This is a genomic window from Hydrogenophaga sp. PML113 (genome assembly GCF_001777155.1).
Lineage (GTDB): Bacteria > Pseudomonadota > Gammaproteobacteria > Burkholderiales > Burkholderiaceae_C > Hydrogenophaga > Hydrogenophaga borbori.
On the sequence record NZ_MIYM01000001.1, the window covers coordinates 600196 to 614461 of the forward strand.

General features: G+C 71.8%; 11 protein-coding genes. 5 read left to right on the forward strand and 6 right to left on the reverse strand.

Annotated elements, in window-relative coordinates; all coding sequences use genetic code 11:
- Positions 1-87 precede the first annotated feature (87 nt).
- Entirely contained in the window at positions 88-921 is an 834-nt protein-coding gene (locus BHU06_RS02795) for an undecaprenyl-diphosphate phosphatase (protein WP_070397601.1), read from the forward strand.
- 12 nt (positions 922-933) lie between these two features.
- Here BHU06_RS02795 and BHU06_RS02800 read toward each other — a convergent pair whose 3' ends face one another.
- From BHU06_RS02800 to mutS, 4 genes are read right to left on the reverse strand one after another with little or no spacing between them, the layout of a single operon-like run.
- On the reverse strand, positions 934-2892 hold the full coding sequence (locus BHU06_RS02800; protein ID WP_070397602.1) for a PAS domain S-box protein: 1959 nt from the start codon (positions 2890-2892) through the stop codon (positions 934-936).
- A 58-nt stretch (positions 2893-2950) separates the two neighbouring features.
- Positions 2951-3781 (reverse strand): alpha/beta fold hydrolase, encoded by an 831-nt coding sequence (locus BHU06_RS02805; protein ID WP_070397774.1) that lies wholly within the window; start codon positions 3779-3781, stop codon positions 2951-2953.
- 22 nt (positions 3782-3803) lie between these two features.
- Positions 3804-4631, reverse strand: coding sequence for a proteasome-type protease (locus BHU06_RS02810; protein WP_070397603.1), 828 nt, complete (start codon positions 4629-4631; stop codon positions 3804-3806).
- Positions 4628-7240: a DNA mismatch repair protein MutS gene (gene mutS, locus BHU06_RS02815; protein ID WP_070397773.1), complete on the reverse strand. Its 2613-nt coding sequence runs from the start codon at positions 7238-7240 to the stop codon at positions 4628-4630. Before mutS ends, BHU06_RS02810 begins: the two co-directional genes overlap by 4 nt.
- Positions 7241-7537: 297 nt before the next feature.
- Between mutS and BHU06_RS02820 the strand changes: the two genes are divergently transcribed.
- From BHU06_RS02820 to BHU06_RS02830, 3 genes are read left to right on the forward strand one after another with little or no spacing between them, the layout of a single operon-like run.
- Positions 7538-8299 (forward strand): endonuclease/exonuclease/phosphatase family protein, encoded by a 762-nt coding sequence (locus BHU06_RS02820; protein ID WP_070397604.1) that lies wholly within the window; start codon positions 7538-7540, stop codon positions 8297-8299.
- Positions 8296-9549 carry a cardiolipin synthase ClsB gene (gene clsB, locus BHU06_RS02825; RefSeq protein WP_070397605.1) on the forward strand — a complete coding sequence of 418 codons (1254 nt, stop codon included), beginning with the start codon at positions 8296-8298 and terminating at the stop codon, positions 9547-9549. The genes BHU06_RS02820 and clsB overlap by 4 nt, the downstream gene beginning before the upstream one ends.
- A complete protein-coding gene (locus BHU06_RS02830) occupies positions 9546-10523 on the forward strand; it encodes a lysylphosphatidylglycerol synthase domain-containing protein (protein ID WP_070397606.1) in 978 nt (325 codons plus the stop codon). The genes clsB and BHU06_RS02830 overlap by 4 nt, the downstream gene beginning before the upstream one ends.
- 24 nt (positions 10524-10547) lie before the next feature.
- On the opposite strand, the gene BHU06_RS02835 is transcribed toward BHU06_RS02830, so the two are convergent.
- Positions 10548-11690, reverse strand: coding sequence for a DJ-1/PfpI family protein (locus BHU06_RS02835; RefSeq protein ID WP_070397607.1), 1143 nt, complete (start codon positions 11688-11690; stop codon positions 10548-10550).
- Positions 11691-11794: 104 nt separating this feature from the next.
- On the opposite strand from BHU06_RS02835, the gene BHU06_RS02840 reads away from it, so the two are divergent.
- Positions 11795-12898 carry a GlxA family transcriptional regulator gene (locus tag BHU06_RS02840; protein ID WP_083292844.1) on the forward strand — a complete coding sequence of 368 codons (1104 nt, stop codon included), beginning with the start codon at positions 11795-11797 and terminating at the stop codon, positions 12896-12898.
- A gap of 13 nt (positions 12899-12911) precedes the next feature.
- Here the strand turns inward: BHU06_RS02840 and BHU06_RS02845 are convergent, their stop codons facing one another.
- Positions 12912-13664: a tyrosine-protein phosphatase gene (locus BHU06_RS02845; protein WP_070397608.1), complete on the reverse strand. Its 753-nt coding sequence runs from the start codon at positions 13662-13664 to the stop codon at positions 12912-12914.
- Between the last annotated feature and the right edge of the window lie 602 nt (positions 13665-14266).

Consider the following 14266-nt stretch of genomic DNA (forward strand, 5'->3'; position numbering starts at 1 on the left):
GCGCTTTGTTTCGCGCCCGCGGGCCGCGGCCGGCGCGCCACCTAGAATGCCCGACTGCCCAACCGCGTTCTCCGAACCCCCCACCGCATGGACCCGATTCTGCTGATCAAGGCCGCCCTCATGGGCGTGGTCGAAGGCCTCACCGAATTCCTGCCCGTCTCTTCCACGGGCCACCTCATCCTGGCGGGCCACCTGCTCGGCCTCACGGGCGAGAAGGTCAAGGTCTTCGAGGTCGTCATCCAGACCGGCGCGATCCTGGCGATCGTCTCGGTCTACGCCCAGCGCATCCTCGACACCCTGCGCGGCCTGCCCACGGGCGACGCGGTGGCGCGCCGTTTCACGGCCAACGTGCTGATCGGCTTCCTGCCGGCGGCGGTGCTGGGCTTCCTGTTCATCGGCGTCATCAAGAGCGTGCTGTTCCACCCCTTCGTGGTGGCGGCCGGCTTCATCGTCGGCGGCTTCATCATGCTCTGGGCGGAGGCGCGCCAGGCGCGCGGCGCGCCGGTTCGCGTGGAGGCCGTGGACGACGTGCGCTGGACCGACGCGCTCAAGGTCGGCCTGATCCAGTGCCTGGCCCTGGTGCCGGGCGTGAGCCGCTCGGGCGCCACCATCATCGGCGGCATGCTGGTGGGCTACAGCCGGCGCGCGGCGACCGAGTTCAGTTTCTTCCTGGCGCTGCCGGTGCTGCTGGGCGCGGCCACGCTGGACCTCTACAAGAACCGCGACCTGCTGTCCATGGCCGACCTGCCGTTCTTCGCCACCGGCCTCATCGTGTCCTGGCTGTCGGCCTGGGTGTGCGTGCGCTGGCTGCTGCGTTTCGTCTCGTCGCACACCTTCGTGCCCTTCGCCTGGTACCGCATCGCGTTCGGCGTGCTGATCGCGCTCACCGCCTGGGGCGGCTGGATCAACTGGACGGCCTGACGAGCGCCCGATTCAGGCCTGCGGCTGCAGCGTGAAGTAGAAGCGCGCGCCCTGGCCTGGCGCGCTGTCGGCGCGCAGCTCGCCGCCGTGGCGCAGCACGATGCGCCGCGCCGTGGCCAGGCCGATGCCCAGGCCGGCGAATTCCTGCGGCAGGTGCAGCCGCTGGAAGGGCTGGAACAGCTTGCCCGCGCGCGCCATGTCGAAGCCCGCGCCGTTGTCGGCCACCACGAACTCGCGCCGACCGTCGCGCTCCTGCATGTGCAGCTGGATGGTCGCCCGCTCGGTCTGGGCGCTGTACTTCCAGGCGTTGTGCAGCAGGTTCTGCAGCAGGGCCTCGATCAGCGGCTCGTCGGCCAGGGCCACCAGGCCCGGCTGCACCGACCACCTCACCTGGCGCTCGGGCGAGGTGGCCGCCAGCTCGCGCAGTTGCCGCGTGGCGATGGCCGACAGGTCCACCGGCGCGCGTTGCAGTTCGCCGCGCGCCATCTGCGACAGCTTGAGCAGGCCGTCGATGAGCTCGCCCATCTTCTTGCTCGCCTCGCGGATGCGCGCCAGGTGGCGGTGGCTTTCGGCCGGCAGCGCGGGGTTGTCTTCCTTCAGCGCCTGGGCGAAGCCGTTGATGATGCGCAGCGGCGAGCGCAGGTCGTGCGCGACCGCGTAGGAGTAGCTCTCCAGTTCGTCGTACGCGGCCTTCAGGGCCTGGGTGCGTTCGCGGATGCGCTCCTCCAGCGAGGCGTTGAGCTGCTGGATCTGCAGCTCCGCCCGCTTGTGTTCGGTGATGTCGAGCAGCATGCCCAGGCCGTGGGTCACGCGGCCGGTGGCGTCGCGCTCGAACTCGGCCCGCACCGAGACCCAGCGCCAGTCGCCCGTGAGGTTGAGCTGATACTGGATGTCGTAGGGCCGGCCGAGCCGGAAGGCGTCGGCCCAGGCCTGCTGCATGCGCTCGCGGTCGTTGGGGTGGGTGGCGGCCACCATGTCCAGGTCGCTGAACACCGAGCGCGGGATGCCCATGATCACGTGCGCGTTGCCCAGCGAGGTGAACTCGCGCCGCGCCGCGTCGTAGCGCCAGCCGGCCATCTGGGCCAGTTCCTGCGCCTGGGACAGCAGCCGCTCGCTGGTGCGCAAGGCCTCCTCGATGGCCTTGCGCTCGGTGATGTCCTGCACCACCGCGATCTCGTAGTCGGGCGAGCCGTCGGCCTTGCGGATCAGCGCAACCGACAGCAGCACCCAGACGATGTGGCCGCGCTTGTGGAAGTAGCGCTTCTCCATCGTGTAGTGGTCGGTTTCGCCGCGCAGCACGCGCTGCATCTGCGCCAGGTCGGCCGCCAGGTCGTCGGGGTGGGTGTATTGCTGCCAGTTGGTGCGCTCGAGTTCTTCGCGCGTGTAGCCCAGCAGTTCGCAGTAGCTGCGGTTGATGCGGATCCAGCGGCCGTCGGGGCGGGTGTGCACGACGCCGGTGGCGCTGTTTTCGAAGGTGTCGAGCATGCGCTGGTGGTTGCGGCGGGCCTGTTCCATGGTGGCATGGAGCTCGCGCGTCTGGCGTTGCATCAGCGCGATGGAACCCACCACCACGAGCTGCGTGAGCAGGTGCCAGAAGTTGAGCCAGAAGGCCTCGTGGAGGTCGCTGATGGCGAAGCTGAAATAGGGCTTCACCAGGAGGAAGTTGACCGCCGCCATGCCCAGCAGCGTGCTGAGCATGCCGATGCGAAAACCCCCGTAGAGCGCGCAGACCGCGGCCGCCAGCGTGAGGGTGACGAAGCGCCCGCCGCTTTCTGCCGGCGCCAGCGCCACGCGCAGCGCGGTGGCGGCGGCGGTGAGCAGCACCGCCACGCCGATGCGCAGCCACCAGGGGTGGCGGTGCGGGTTCCAGGAGGTGAGCAGAAGGCGCAGCCGGCGCAAGGCTCGGGCGCTGGCGGTGTCGGGGGTGGCGTCGGCGGGCGGGGCGTCGTCGGTGGTCACGGCGGCGAGCATATATCGATGGGGGGCCTCCACCATCGGGGGCGATACGGGGGTGGTCCGGTGCCTGCGCTCAGGCCATCGCGGCCAGCAGCTCGTCGATGGCGGCGGCCGTTTCCTGGGGCCGCTCCATGGGGAACAGGTGCGAGCCTTCGATCAAACGCTGGCGTGCCTCGCCGCCTGGGCCGAGCACGCGGCGCGTCATGGCCATGCCCACCTGCTGCATTTCCTGCGAGCGGGTGCCGCCGATGAAGCCGACCGGGCAGCGCAGCGGGTGGCGGCGCAGCAGGCGGTCCAGGTTGTGGGGCAGGGTGTTGTAGATGGCCGTCTCGACCTCGCGGTCGAAGTTCAGCACGCGCTGAGGGCCCTGGGGCGTGTCGGCGTCGTGCGTGCCGTGCTCGATGTAGTCGCTCAGGCACTGCGGGTCCCAGTGCGCGAAGGCGCGCTTGTGGCGCAGGTGCTCCAGGGCGGCGGCCGCGTCGGGCCAGGCCTGGCGGCGCTTGCGGCTGATGCGTCCGGGCGAGATCGAACCCACCAGCTGCGTGCGCTTGACCAGCTCCAGCGTGCGCGCCCGCCAGCCGCCCAGCAGCGGCGAATCGATCAGCAGCACGCCGCGCACGCGCTGGCCGCCCAGTTCGGGGTAGCGCGCCGCGCACATGAGGCTGAGGAAGCCGCCGAGCGAATGGCCCACCAGCCAGGGGGGCTGACCCGTGCGCGCCACCTCGGCGGCGGCGAAGTCGGCCAGCTGCTGCACCAGGTGCGGCCAGTTGCTGGTGACGGGGTAGCGCGGGTCGTGGCCGAACTGCTCCACCGCGCGCACGGTGTGACCGCGCGCGCGCAGCGAGCGGAACAGCGCCTGGTAGGTGCCCGCGGGGAAGCTGTTGGCGTGGGAGAAGACGATCACGCCGGGGCTCTCTCGCACCGCCTTAGATGAGGCGCTCGCGCGGGTTGGTGATTTTCTTGAGCGGGCCCAGGCGCTCGCTGTCGCAGATCAGCGGCACACTGGTCTGGCTGCCGTCCCAGGTGGGGTGCTCGATGTCGTCGAAGGCTTCGCGCAGCTTGCGGCCCCAGGTGCTGCGCACCATGCGGAAGTAGGGGTTGTTTTCTTCGATGCAGACGATCTTGTCGATGCGCAGGGTGTCGGCCTCGTACAGCGCCATGTCCAGCGGCAGGCCCACCGACAGGTTGGACTTGAGTGTGGAGTCCATGGACACCAGCGCGCATTTGGCCGCCTCGTCCAGCGGCGTCTCGGGCGTGATCACGCGGTCGAGCACGGGCTTGCCGTACTTGGACTCGCCGATCTGGAAGAAAGGCGTCTCGGCCGTGGCCTCGATGAAGTTGCCGGCCGAATAGACCTGGAACAGGCGCATGCCCTCGCCGCGGATCTGGCCGCCGAAGATCAGCGAGACGTTGAAGTCCACGCCCGCGCGCTGCAGCGATTCGCCGTCGCGCTGCCACACGTGGCGCACCGCCGCACCCAGCACGCGCGCGGCGTCGAACATGCTGCGCGCGTTCCAGATGGTGATGGGCTCGCCGCCCTCGTGGTCGTCGAGCTGCTCGGTCTGCAGCATCTCGCGCACCGACTGGGAGACGCTCAGGTTGCCCGCCGACAGCAGGCACATGAAGCGGTCGTCGGCCTTCTCGTAGACCATCATCTTGCGGAACGAGCTGATCTGGTCGAGGCCCGCGTTGGTGCGCGAGTCGGACAGGAAGACCATGCCGGCCTTGAGTTTGACGGCGACGCAGTAGGTCATGACGGGCTCCCGGCCTCGGTGGCGGCCTGTTGGGCGAGTTTTTTCAGCTGGTAGAGCTGGTCCAGCGCGTCGCGCGGGCTCAGCGTGTCGGGGTCGATGGCGGCCAGGGCGGCCACCAGCGGGTGCGCTTCGGGCGCCTCGGCCGCGGGCGGCGGCGCGAACAGGTCGACCTGGGTCTGCTGCTCGGCGCTGTGCGCCTCCAGCGCGGCCAGGGCGTGGCGGGCGTGCTGCACCACCGGGGCGGGCACGCCCGCCAGCCGGGCCACCTGGATGCCGTAGCTGCGGCTGGCGGGGCCGGGCTCGATCTGGTGCAGGAACACGATGCCCTTGCTGCCGCCCTCGGCCGCGCTCACGTGCACGTTCACGGCCGCGTGGTGCGTGGCGGGGAACTCGGTGAGTTCGAAGTAGTGGGTGGCGAACAGCGTGAAGCAGCGCGCCTTGTCGTGCAGGTGCGCGGCGATGCCGCCGGCCAGCGCCAGGCCGTCGAAGGTGGAGGTGCCGCGGCCGATTTCGTCCATCAGCACCAGGCTGTTGGGCGTGGCGGTGTGCAGGATCTGCGCCGCCTCGGTCATCTCCACCATGAAGGTGGACTGGGCATTGGCCAGGTCGTCGGCCGCGCCGATGCGGGTGTGGATGGCGTCGATGGGGCCCAGGCGGCACGACTGCGCGGGCACGTGGCTGCCCATGCTGGCCAGCAGGGCGATGACCGCCACCTGGCGCATGTAGGTGCTCTTGCCGCCCATGTTGGGGCCGGTGATGACCTGCATGCGCGCCTTGGGGCCCAGCACCGTGTCGTTGGCGATGAAGGCGCCCGCGCCGGTCTCGGCCAGGCGGGCCTCCACCACTGGGTGGCGGCCGCCGCGGATCTCGATGCCCGGTTCGCTGCCGAAGCTGGGCGCGCACCAGTTCAGCGTGAGCGATCGCTCGGTGAGCGCGCACAGCGCGTCCAGCGCGGCCAGCGCGCGCGCCAGGGTGGTGAGCGGGTCGATGAAGGCCTGAAGGCTGTCGAGCAGACCTTCGTACAGCCACTTCTCGCGCGCCAGCGCGCGCTCCTGCGCCGACAGCGCCTTGTCCTCGAAAGCCTTGAGCTCGGGCGTGATGAAGCGCTCGGCGTTCTTGAGCGTCTGGCGGCGCTTGTAGTCGTCGGGCACGCGGTCGAGCTGGCCCTGCGTGACCTCGATATAGAAGCCGTGCACCTTGTTGAACTGCACGCGCAGGTTGGCGATGCCGGTGCGCGCGCGCTCGCGCGCCTCCAACTCGATGAGGAAGGCGTCGCTGTTCTGCTGCAGGCCGCGCAGCTCGTCGAGCTCGGGGTCGAAACCGTCTGCGATGACGCCGCCGTCGCGCACCAGCGCCGAGGGTTCGCTCAGCAGGGCGCGCTGCAGCAGCTCGGCGCAGCCGGCGGGCGGCTGCAGATGGGTGGCCAGGCGGGCGAGCAGGGCGTCGGTGCCCAGCGGGGCCAGGGCCGACGCGAGTTCGCCGGCGCGGCCCAGGGTCTGGCCCAGGCCCACCAGCTCGCGCGGCTTGGCCTGGCGCAGCGCGATGCGCGCCGTGATGCGCTCGACGTCGCTGCAGCCCTTGAGCCGCTCGCGCAGGCGCTGCCAGGGGCCCGCGCGCAGCACGCCGATGGCGCCCAGGCGCTCGCGCGCTTCGGCGCGGTCGCGCCGGGGCTCCAGCAGCCACTGGCGCAGCGCGCGACTGCCCATGCCGCTGGCGCAGGTGTCGAGCAGCGAGAAGAGCGTGGGGCTGCTCTCGCCGCGCAGGGTCTGCACCAGCTCGAGGTTGCGGCGCGTGCTCGGTGGCAGGTCGATGCGCTCGTCGATGCGCGCCACCTGCAGGCTGCGCACATGGGCCAGCGCGCGGCCCTGGGTGTGTTCGGCGTAGGCGAGCAGGGCGCCGGCGGCGGCGTGCGCGTCGCCCAGGTCCTCGGCGCCCCAGGCGGCCAGGCTGGCGGCCTGCAGCTGCTCGAGCAGCTTGCGCTGGCCCAGCGCGGCGTCGAAGGCCCAGGCCGGGCGCAGCACCGTGACCAGCTTGCCGCCCTGCGGCGTGGGCGCGCCGGCCAGGGCCATGACGCGCTGCTCGAAGGCGGGCGTGGTCTCGGCGCTGTAGAGCAGTTCGCCGGGCGCCAGGCGGGCCACCCAGTCGGCCAGTTCGTCGCTGGCGCACTGGGCCAGGAACACGATGCCTTGCGTGAGCGACAGCCAGGCCAGGCCGCAGCCCGTGCGCGCGCCCGCGTGCACGGCCATCAGCAGGGACTCGCTCTTGTCCGACAGCAGCTCGGCGTCGGTCAGGGTGCCGGGGGTGACCACGCGCACCACCTGGCGCTCCACCGGCCCCTTGGCCGTGGCCACGTCGCCCACCTGTTCGCAGATCGCGACCGACTCGCCGAGCTTGATCAGCCGCGCGAGGTAGGTGTCCACCGAATGGAAGGGCACGCCGGCCATGACCACCGGCTTGCCGGCCGATTGGCCGCGCTGCGTCAGCGTGATGTCCAGCAGCCGCGCGGCCTTCTCGGCGTCCTCGTAGAACAGTTCGTAGAAATCCCCCATGCGGTAGAAGAGCAGCGTGTGCGGATGCCCGGCCTTGAGGGCCAGGTACTGCTGCATCATGGGGGTGTGGGCGGCCAGGGAGTCGGTCACGGTCGGCGGGCGGGAGGCGGGCGAGAACAGCCGAACACTGTAGCCGATCGCCCCGGGGCCACCGCCGCCGCGCGCACGCCGCGCAGCCCCCCCGCGCCCGATGCGGCCCCCTAGCACCCCCGGCCGAAATGTCAATCAGCCGGCAGGCAGCGACCGGCTGCGCCGGGGGCGCATTTACCGGTGGTTGCCCCCGCCCCCCACTGGCACGCGCACCATGGACGGCCTCATGAACAAGACGTCGCCGGGCGCGACCGGAAGGAGTGTGCAATGCCCGTGCAGAGAGAGCGGGGGAGCCTGCGTGTGCTGACGGTGAACATCCACAAGGGGTACAGCTTCTTCAAGCGGCGCTTCGTGCTGCACGAGTTGCGCGAGGCCGTGCGCGCGGTCCAAAGCGATCTGGTCTTCCTGCAGGAGGTGCGCGGCGGCGGCGAGCCGGACGAGCGCCACCCCGGGGTGTCGCAGTACGAGTTCCTGGCCGACAGCATCTGGAAGGACCACGCCTACGGCCGCAACGCCGTGGCGCCGCGCGACAGCTACGGCAACGCCGTGCTCTCGCACTTTCCCATCGTCAAGAGCCGCAACCACTGTCTCTCGGGGCCGCACACGGTGCCGCAGCGCGGCGTGCTGCACTGCGTGGTGAGCCACGGAACGCTGCCCGCCCTGCACCTGATGTGCGTGCACCTGGGCCTGCTGGAGCGCGATCGCCAGGCGCAGATCGCCGCGCTGCGCGAGGTCATCGACAGCGAGGTGCCGCCCGACGCACCCCTGATCGTGGCGGGCGACTTCAACGACTGGCGCCAGCGCGCGGACGCGCGGCTCGCGCGCATCGGCCTGAGCGAGGTGTTCCGCCAGACCCAGGGCCGGCACGCGTGCAGCTTCCCGGCCGCCTGGCCGCTGCTGCGGCTCGACCGCATCTACGTGCGTGGCGTGGCCTCGGTGCGGCCGCTGCCCATGCCGCGCCACCCCTGGTCGCGCCTGTCCGACCACGCGCCGCTGGCGGCGGAGGTTCGCCTCGGGGAGGCCGCATGAACACGGCCACCCGTTCCATGAACTCGCGCTGGCTGCCGGGCAACCGCATCGAGCTGCTGTGCTGCGGCGAGGACTACTACCCCTGCGTGTTCCAGGCCGTCGACGCGGCGAAGCACGCCGTGCTGATCGAGACCTTCATCTGGTTCGACGACTCGGTGGGCCGCGAGCTGCGCGCCGCGCTGATGCGCGCCGCCGAACGCGGCGTCGAGGTGCACGTGCTCGTCGACGGCTGGGGGTCACCCGACCTGGGCGCGGAGTTCACCCAGGGCCTGCTCGACGCGGGCGTGCGGCTGCGCGCTTTCGAACCGGTGCGCCGGCTCTTCGGCGCGCGCATCAACATGCTGGGGCGCATGCACAACAAGCTGGCCGTCGTCGACGGGCGCGTGGCCTTCGTGGGGGGCATCAACTACTCGCGCGACCACGTCATCGGCCTGGACCCGCAGGCCAAGCTCGACTACGCCGTGCGCCTGGAGGGGCCGCTGGTCGAGCAGATCGAGGCCTACTGCCGCACCAAGCTGAACACGCCGCAGCCCCCGCGCGAGATGTGGCTGCAGCGCTGGCGCCGCTTGCGCCAGCGTCGCCACCCGGACGACCCACCGGGACCCGCCGAGGGCGCGGTGGCCGCCTTCGTCACGCGTGACAACGACCGCCACACCACCGACATCGAGCGCCATTACCGCGCCGCCATCCGCAGCGCGCGCTCGCGCATCCTCATCGCCAATGCCTACTTCTTCCCCGGCTACCGCCTGGTGCGCGACCTGCGCCGCGCGGCGCGCCGCGGCGTGCGCGTGGACCTCATCCTGCAGGGCAATCCCGACATGCCCTGGGTGCAGCGCGCCACCATGCTGCTGTACGAACACCTGCTGCGCGCGGGGGTGCGCATCCACGAATACACCGAGCGCCCGCTGCACGCCAAGGTGGCCGTCATCGACGACCACTGGGCCACGGTGGGATCGAGCAACCTGGACCCGACCAGCCTGAGCCTGAACCTGGAGGCGAACGTGGTCGTGCGCGACCAGGCCTTCGCCGCCGTGCTGCGCGACACGCTGGACCAGGTGCTGCGGCGCAGCTGCGAGCCCGTTCGCCTGTCGCGGCCCGGCCGGCTGCGCTCGGCCTGGATCGTGCTGCGCAGCCTGGTGGTGTTCCATGCGCTGCGGCGTTTCCCGGCCTGGGCGCGCTGGGCGCACCATGCCAGCCCGCGCGTGGTGCCCGTCCAGCCAGAGCCCGCGCCCGTACAGGAGGGGCGATGAGCTCGGGCCGGGCCTTGAAGCGCCTGTGGCCGCACGCGCGCCGCTGGCTGCCCTGGCTGCTGGCGGCGGCCGTGCTCTATCTGGTGGCGCAACAGGCGCGCGAGGTGGAATGGGCCCGGGTGTGGGCCTCGCTGCGCGAGCTGCCGCTGCGCGTGGTGTTCGCGTCGTTGGCACTGGCCCTGTGCGCGCACACCCTGTTCTCCGCCTACGACCTGATCGGGCGCCGGCTGGTGCGCGCGCGCATCACCCGCGGGCGCACGCTCGCGGTGGCCGCCATCGCCTACGCCTTCAACCTCAACTTCGGCGCGCTGATCGGCGGCGTGGGCATGCGGCTGCGCCTGTACACGCGGGCCGGCCTGTCGGCGGGCACGGTGGGACAGATGGTGACGCACAGCTTCATCGCCAACTGGCTGGGCTGGTGCTGGGTGTTGGGCACGGTGCTGGTGTGCTCGCCCCCGCCTTTGCGGGTCGATGGGGCCCCCGGCGCGGGCGCGCTGCGCGCGCTGGGCGCCGTGCTGCTGCTGGTGGCCGTGGGTTACCACGCGCTGTGCGCGTTCGGGGGTCGCAAGGCGCTGCGCTGGCGCGGCCACACGCTGCCGCTGGCGGGCGCCCGCGTGGCGCTGGTGCAGGCGGCGATGGGCGCCGCGGTGTGGATGCTGATGGCGCTGAGCCTGTGGAACCTGTTGCAGGGCCGCGCGCCGTACCCCTTGGTGCTGGGCGCGCTGCTGCTGGCCGGCGTGGCGGGGGCGCTGACGCATGTGCCCTCGGGTCTGGGGGTGCTGGAATCGGTGGTGGCGGCGGCGCTGGCGGGCGTGGTGCCGCTGAACGAAGCGCTGGCGGCGGTGCTGGCCTACCGCGCGGCGCACTACCTGATGCCGCTGGCGCTGGCCCTGCCGGCGTATGCGTGGAGCGAGTGGCGGCCGGCGGCCCGGTCCGGGGACGCGCCGCGGCCGCCGCTGGACGTTCCGCCCTGAGCCCCGACGGGTGGACCACCGTGCTCAGTGGGACGGCTGGAGCTCCAATTGCATCGCCACCACCTCGGCCGTCTTGGCGCCGTAGCGGCCCTCGATGCGCGCGAGGGCGTCGTTCAAGGCCTGCGCAGGGGGAGCGGCGGTGATGGCCGGCAGCAAGCGCTGCGCCGGCCAGTCCACGCTCACCCGATCGGGAACGAGGCGCAGGCCATGGCGGCCTTCGATCGGCCCCGGCGCTTGCGCGAACGCCACCGCCCGCGAGCGGTAGGTTCTCGACCAGGCGTCCGCCACCAAGGCCAGCGACACCTCGTCCATTCCGGGCACGAGCTCGATGCCCAGCGCTTCGCGGTTCCAGAAGGCGAGGGTGTTGCCCATGACCGTGAGCGCAAATGGTCGGGTGAAGCGGAACGCCGCGCTGCGGTGGCGCGCGTCCCAGTGCGCCAGGCCCAGGTCGCGCGCGGTGGCCTCGGCCTTTTCGCGGCCCGCGATGGCCTCGATCAGCGTCAGCGACATCGGCATGGAGGCCGAGATCCCCGTCGTGGTCGCCACGCCTTGGTCGGCCACGAAGCGCCGGTCCGCCACGTAGCGGATCGACGGCGTTCGTTCGCGCAACTGGTCCAGGTAGTACCAGTGCGTCGTCGCCCGCTTGCCGTCGAGCAGGCCGGCCGCGCCGACCACCTTGGCGCCCGCGCACACGCCGATGACGATCGCGCCCTTGGCCGCTTGGGTGCGAATCCAGGCGAGCACCCTCGGGTCGTCGTCCCGGCTCATCGCGGGCACGATGACGTAGTCGGCGCCATCGGTGTGCCGCGCATCGAACTGCGCGAGCGTCGCGTCCGCTTCCACCGTCAGCGCGGGGTAGAGCTTCACCGGACCGGCCTCGGTCGCGAGCGCCACCACATCGGCCACGCCGGATCGCCGAAGAATGCCGTAGGGCATGAGGTAGTCGGTCGTCTCGGTCGCGTCGTTGAGGCCGACGATGGCCACCAGGGGGCGCGGGCGCTTGGGTGGAGCCAGCGCCGCCAGCGTGGCCTGGGTCTGCGCCGATGGGACCGGCTGGGCGGCCGCCGGGGCGGGCGGGGCCGGCAAGGACGCGATCCAGCCCCCGAAGGCCACCAGGCCCAAGGCGGCGACAGCCAACGCGGCGCGCAGCGGTGTGCGGTGTTTCATGGCGCGCCGTCGCCGTTGCGGCGTGGGACCGGCGCGGCGGCGAACCCGCCGGCCGGCCTTGATAAGTAGAGTAGGGGTGTGAACATCTCGAGCTCCTGAGTGCCATGAGCCTACGAACCTCCCACGCGCCGGACAAGGACACAGAGGCCGCGATTCCTGCCAGACACCTGGTTCTCGTCGTGTTCGATGGCGTCGAGGCGATCGACGTCGCCGGGCCCTCCAGCGTGTTCAGCAAAGCCGAGGCGCTGCGCCCCGGCAGCTACCGGCTGCACATCGCGTCGCCTTCGGGCCACACGGTGGCGACCAACGCCGGCCTGCGCCTGGCCGACACCACGGGATTCGAGCGCTTGCCCACGCCGATCGACACGCTGATCGTCTGCGGCGGCGACGAGCCGGCGGTCCGGGCGGCCATTGCCGAACACCAGGTGGGCGCCTGGCTGGCGCGGCAGGCGCGGGGCGCGCGCCGCGTCGCCAGCGTCTGCAGCGGCGCGTTCGCGCTGGCCGCCGCCGGCCTGCTCGACGGCCGCGAGGCCACCACCCACTGGCGCGTCTGCGACCAACTGCAGGCGCTGCGTCCCCAGGCGCGCGTGCTGCGCGAACGCATCTACGTGCGCGATGGGCCGGTGTGGACCTCGGCCGGCGTCACCACGGGCCTTGAGCTGGCGCTGGCCTTGGTGGAGGACGACCTTGGCCACGCGGTGGCGATGGAGATCGCGCGCACGCTGGCGCTGCCCCTGCTGCGCGGCGCGCGCGAGCCACAGCTCAGCCCGGCCTTGAAGGCGCAGTCGGCGGCCAGCCGGCGCCTGCGCGAGGTGGTGGCATGGATCGGCACGCACCTGCAGGAGGACCTGTCGGTGGAGGCGCTAGCGGAACGCTCGGGCATGAGCGCCCGCCACTTCGCGCGGGCGTTCGCGGCGGAGGTGGGTTGCACGCCGGCCCGCTTCGTGGTTCGGGCCCGCGTGGCCGCGGCGGCGCAACTGTTGGTGCAGACGCAATGGACCCAGGAACGCATCGCGAGCCGCAGCGGATTCCGGTCGGTGGACGCGCTGCAGCGGGCATTCGCCCGCCAGCACGCCCTCACGCCGCAGGCCTATCGAGATGGCGCTTGTCGAGACGGCGCTTGTCGAGATGGCGCTTGTCGAGATGGCGCTTGTCGAGACGGCGCTTGGCGCGGCGCTCAGCCGGTCGCGGGCGAAGGGCGCGGCTGAGTCCGCAACCCGCTCAGGCCTCGGCCAGCAACCGCTCGCGCAGCCGCTCGCGCGCCGCCCCGTCCAGCCCCACCGGTCCGGCCAGGTAGGCGTCCAGGCCGCCGAACTCCTCGTCGATGCAGCGCCAGGCCGTGTGCAGGAACTCGGGCTGCACCTGCCACAGCACCTCCAGCACCTCGGGCGGCGCGGGCTCTTCCACGCGTGTGTCGCGCCGGTACAGGCGGTTGGTGAGCAGGTAGTCGGCCATCACCTCGTCGCGGTGCACGCCCAGCGCGCCCAGCAGCAGCGCGGCGGCCATGCCGGTGCGGTCCTTGCCGGCGGTGCAGTGGAACACCAGCGGTGCCTCGCGCCCCGCGATGCGCGCGAGCAATTGGCCGAAGACGGCGCCCCGCAGGCGCACGAAGTCCTGGTAGGTATCCTGCATCAGGGCCACCGCCTCGGCCCGGCCCAGCGGCTGCCCCTGCTTCTGGCGCTCGCGCACGCGGCGCAGCACCGTGGGGTCGATGCTCAGGTGCTCGATGGTGATGCCCGGCAGGCGGTTGGGCAGGGCCCGGCATTCGGCGGGGCCGCGCAGGTCCACGCAGTGCGACACGCCCAGCGCGTTCAGGCGTTGCAGGTCCTCGTCGCTCAGGCGGCCCAGGTGGTCGGAGCGGTACACCAGGGCGCGCCGCACGCGCCGCCCGCCGTCGCCGGCCAGGCCGCCGAGGTCGCGGAAGTTGGAGGCGCCGTGCAGCGCGATGGCGGGGTCGGGGCGGTTGGGGGACATGGCAAGCTGGCGGTGTCGGGTGCGCTCACCATTATGCGACTCGCGGGACTCTTTATCTGCTTTCGATCGGATTCGAAGCGCTTTCCCCAACCAGAAGGGGCCCTCCCATGTCCGACCACGCCAGCGATTCCCGCGAACTCTCGCACCGCCAGGTGCTGCTCGGCGGCAGAGCCACCTTCGCCGCTACCTTCGGTGGTTCGCTCGCCGCGCGATGGCCGCCCCGTGAACCCCCATGCGGGCGGAGGGCGACAAGCGTGCCACCCGCGAGCGCAAGGCCCTGCGGCGGCCGACGCAACACAGCGGCCCGGACGGCCGTCGTGGAGCGACTCAGGGGGTGAAGGTGCGGGCCTTCGAGCTTGGCCCCTTGCCGGGGGCCATTCCGACCTGAGCCCCTGCGGCCACAGGCCAATGGGCACCGCGCGCAGCATCTGGCCCATGATCAAGTGGTCGTGCGGCCAAAACGGCCTTTCGTCAGTTTGAAAGAGGAGGGCAGTGCCGGCAGGGGCGAGGATACCGATACCCCCATTTTGCTGGCTGGTGAGCCGAATGGCCTCAGCCATCCTCTCGATGCGAAACGCATCCGTTTGTAACCACTCGTCGTT

Bases quoted from the DNA above. Each gene is read 5' to 3' on its own strand.
- BHU06_RS02795 (WP_070397601.1), top strand. From the start codon at position 88: ATGGACCCGATTCTGCTGATCAAGGCCGCCCTCATGGGCGTGGTCGAA.
- BHU06_RS02810 (WP_070397603.1), bottom strand. From the start codon at position 4,631: ATGACCTACTGCGTCGCCGTCAAACTCAAGGCCGGCATGGTCTTCCTG.
- BHU06_RS02845 (WP_070397608.1), bottom strand. From the start codon at position 13,664: ATGTCCCCCAACCGCCCCGACCCCGCCATCGCGCTGCACGGCGCCTCC.
- BHU06_RS02830 (WP_070397606.1), top strand. From the start codon at position 9,546: ATGAGCTCGGGCCGGGCCTTGAAGCGCCTGTGGCCGCACGCGCGCCGC.
- BHU06_RS02835 (WP_070397607.1), bottom strand. From the start codon at position 11,690: ATGAAACACCGCACACCGCTGCGCGCCGCGTTGGCTGTCGCCGCCTTG.
- BHU06_RS02840 (WP_083292844.1), top strand. From the start codon at position 11,795: ATGAGCCTACGAACCTCCCACGCGCCGGACAAGGACACAGAGGCCGCG.
- clsB (WP_070397605.1), top strand. From the start codon at position 8,296: ATGAACACGGCCACCCGTTCCATGAACTCGCGCTGGCTGCCGGGCAAC.
- mutS (WP_070397773.1), bottom strand. From the start codon at position 7,240: ATGATGCAGCAGTACCTGGCCCTCAAGGCCGGGCATCCGCACACGCTG.
- BHU06_RS02800 (WP_070397602.1), bottom strand. From the start codon at position 2,892: ATGCTCGCCGCCGTGACCACCGACGACGCCCCGCCCGCCGACGCCACC.
- BHU06_RS02820 (WP_070397604.1), top strand. From the start codon at position 7,538: ATGCCCGTGCAGAGAGAGCGGGGGAGCCTGCGTGTGCTGACGGTGAAC.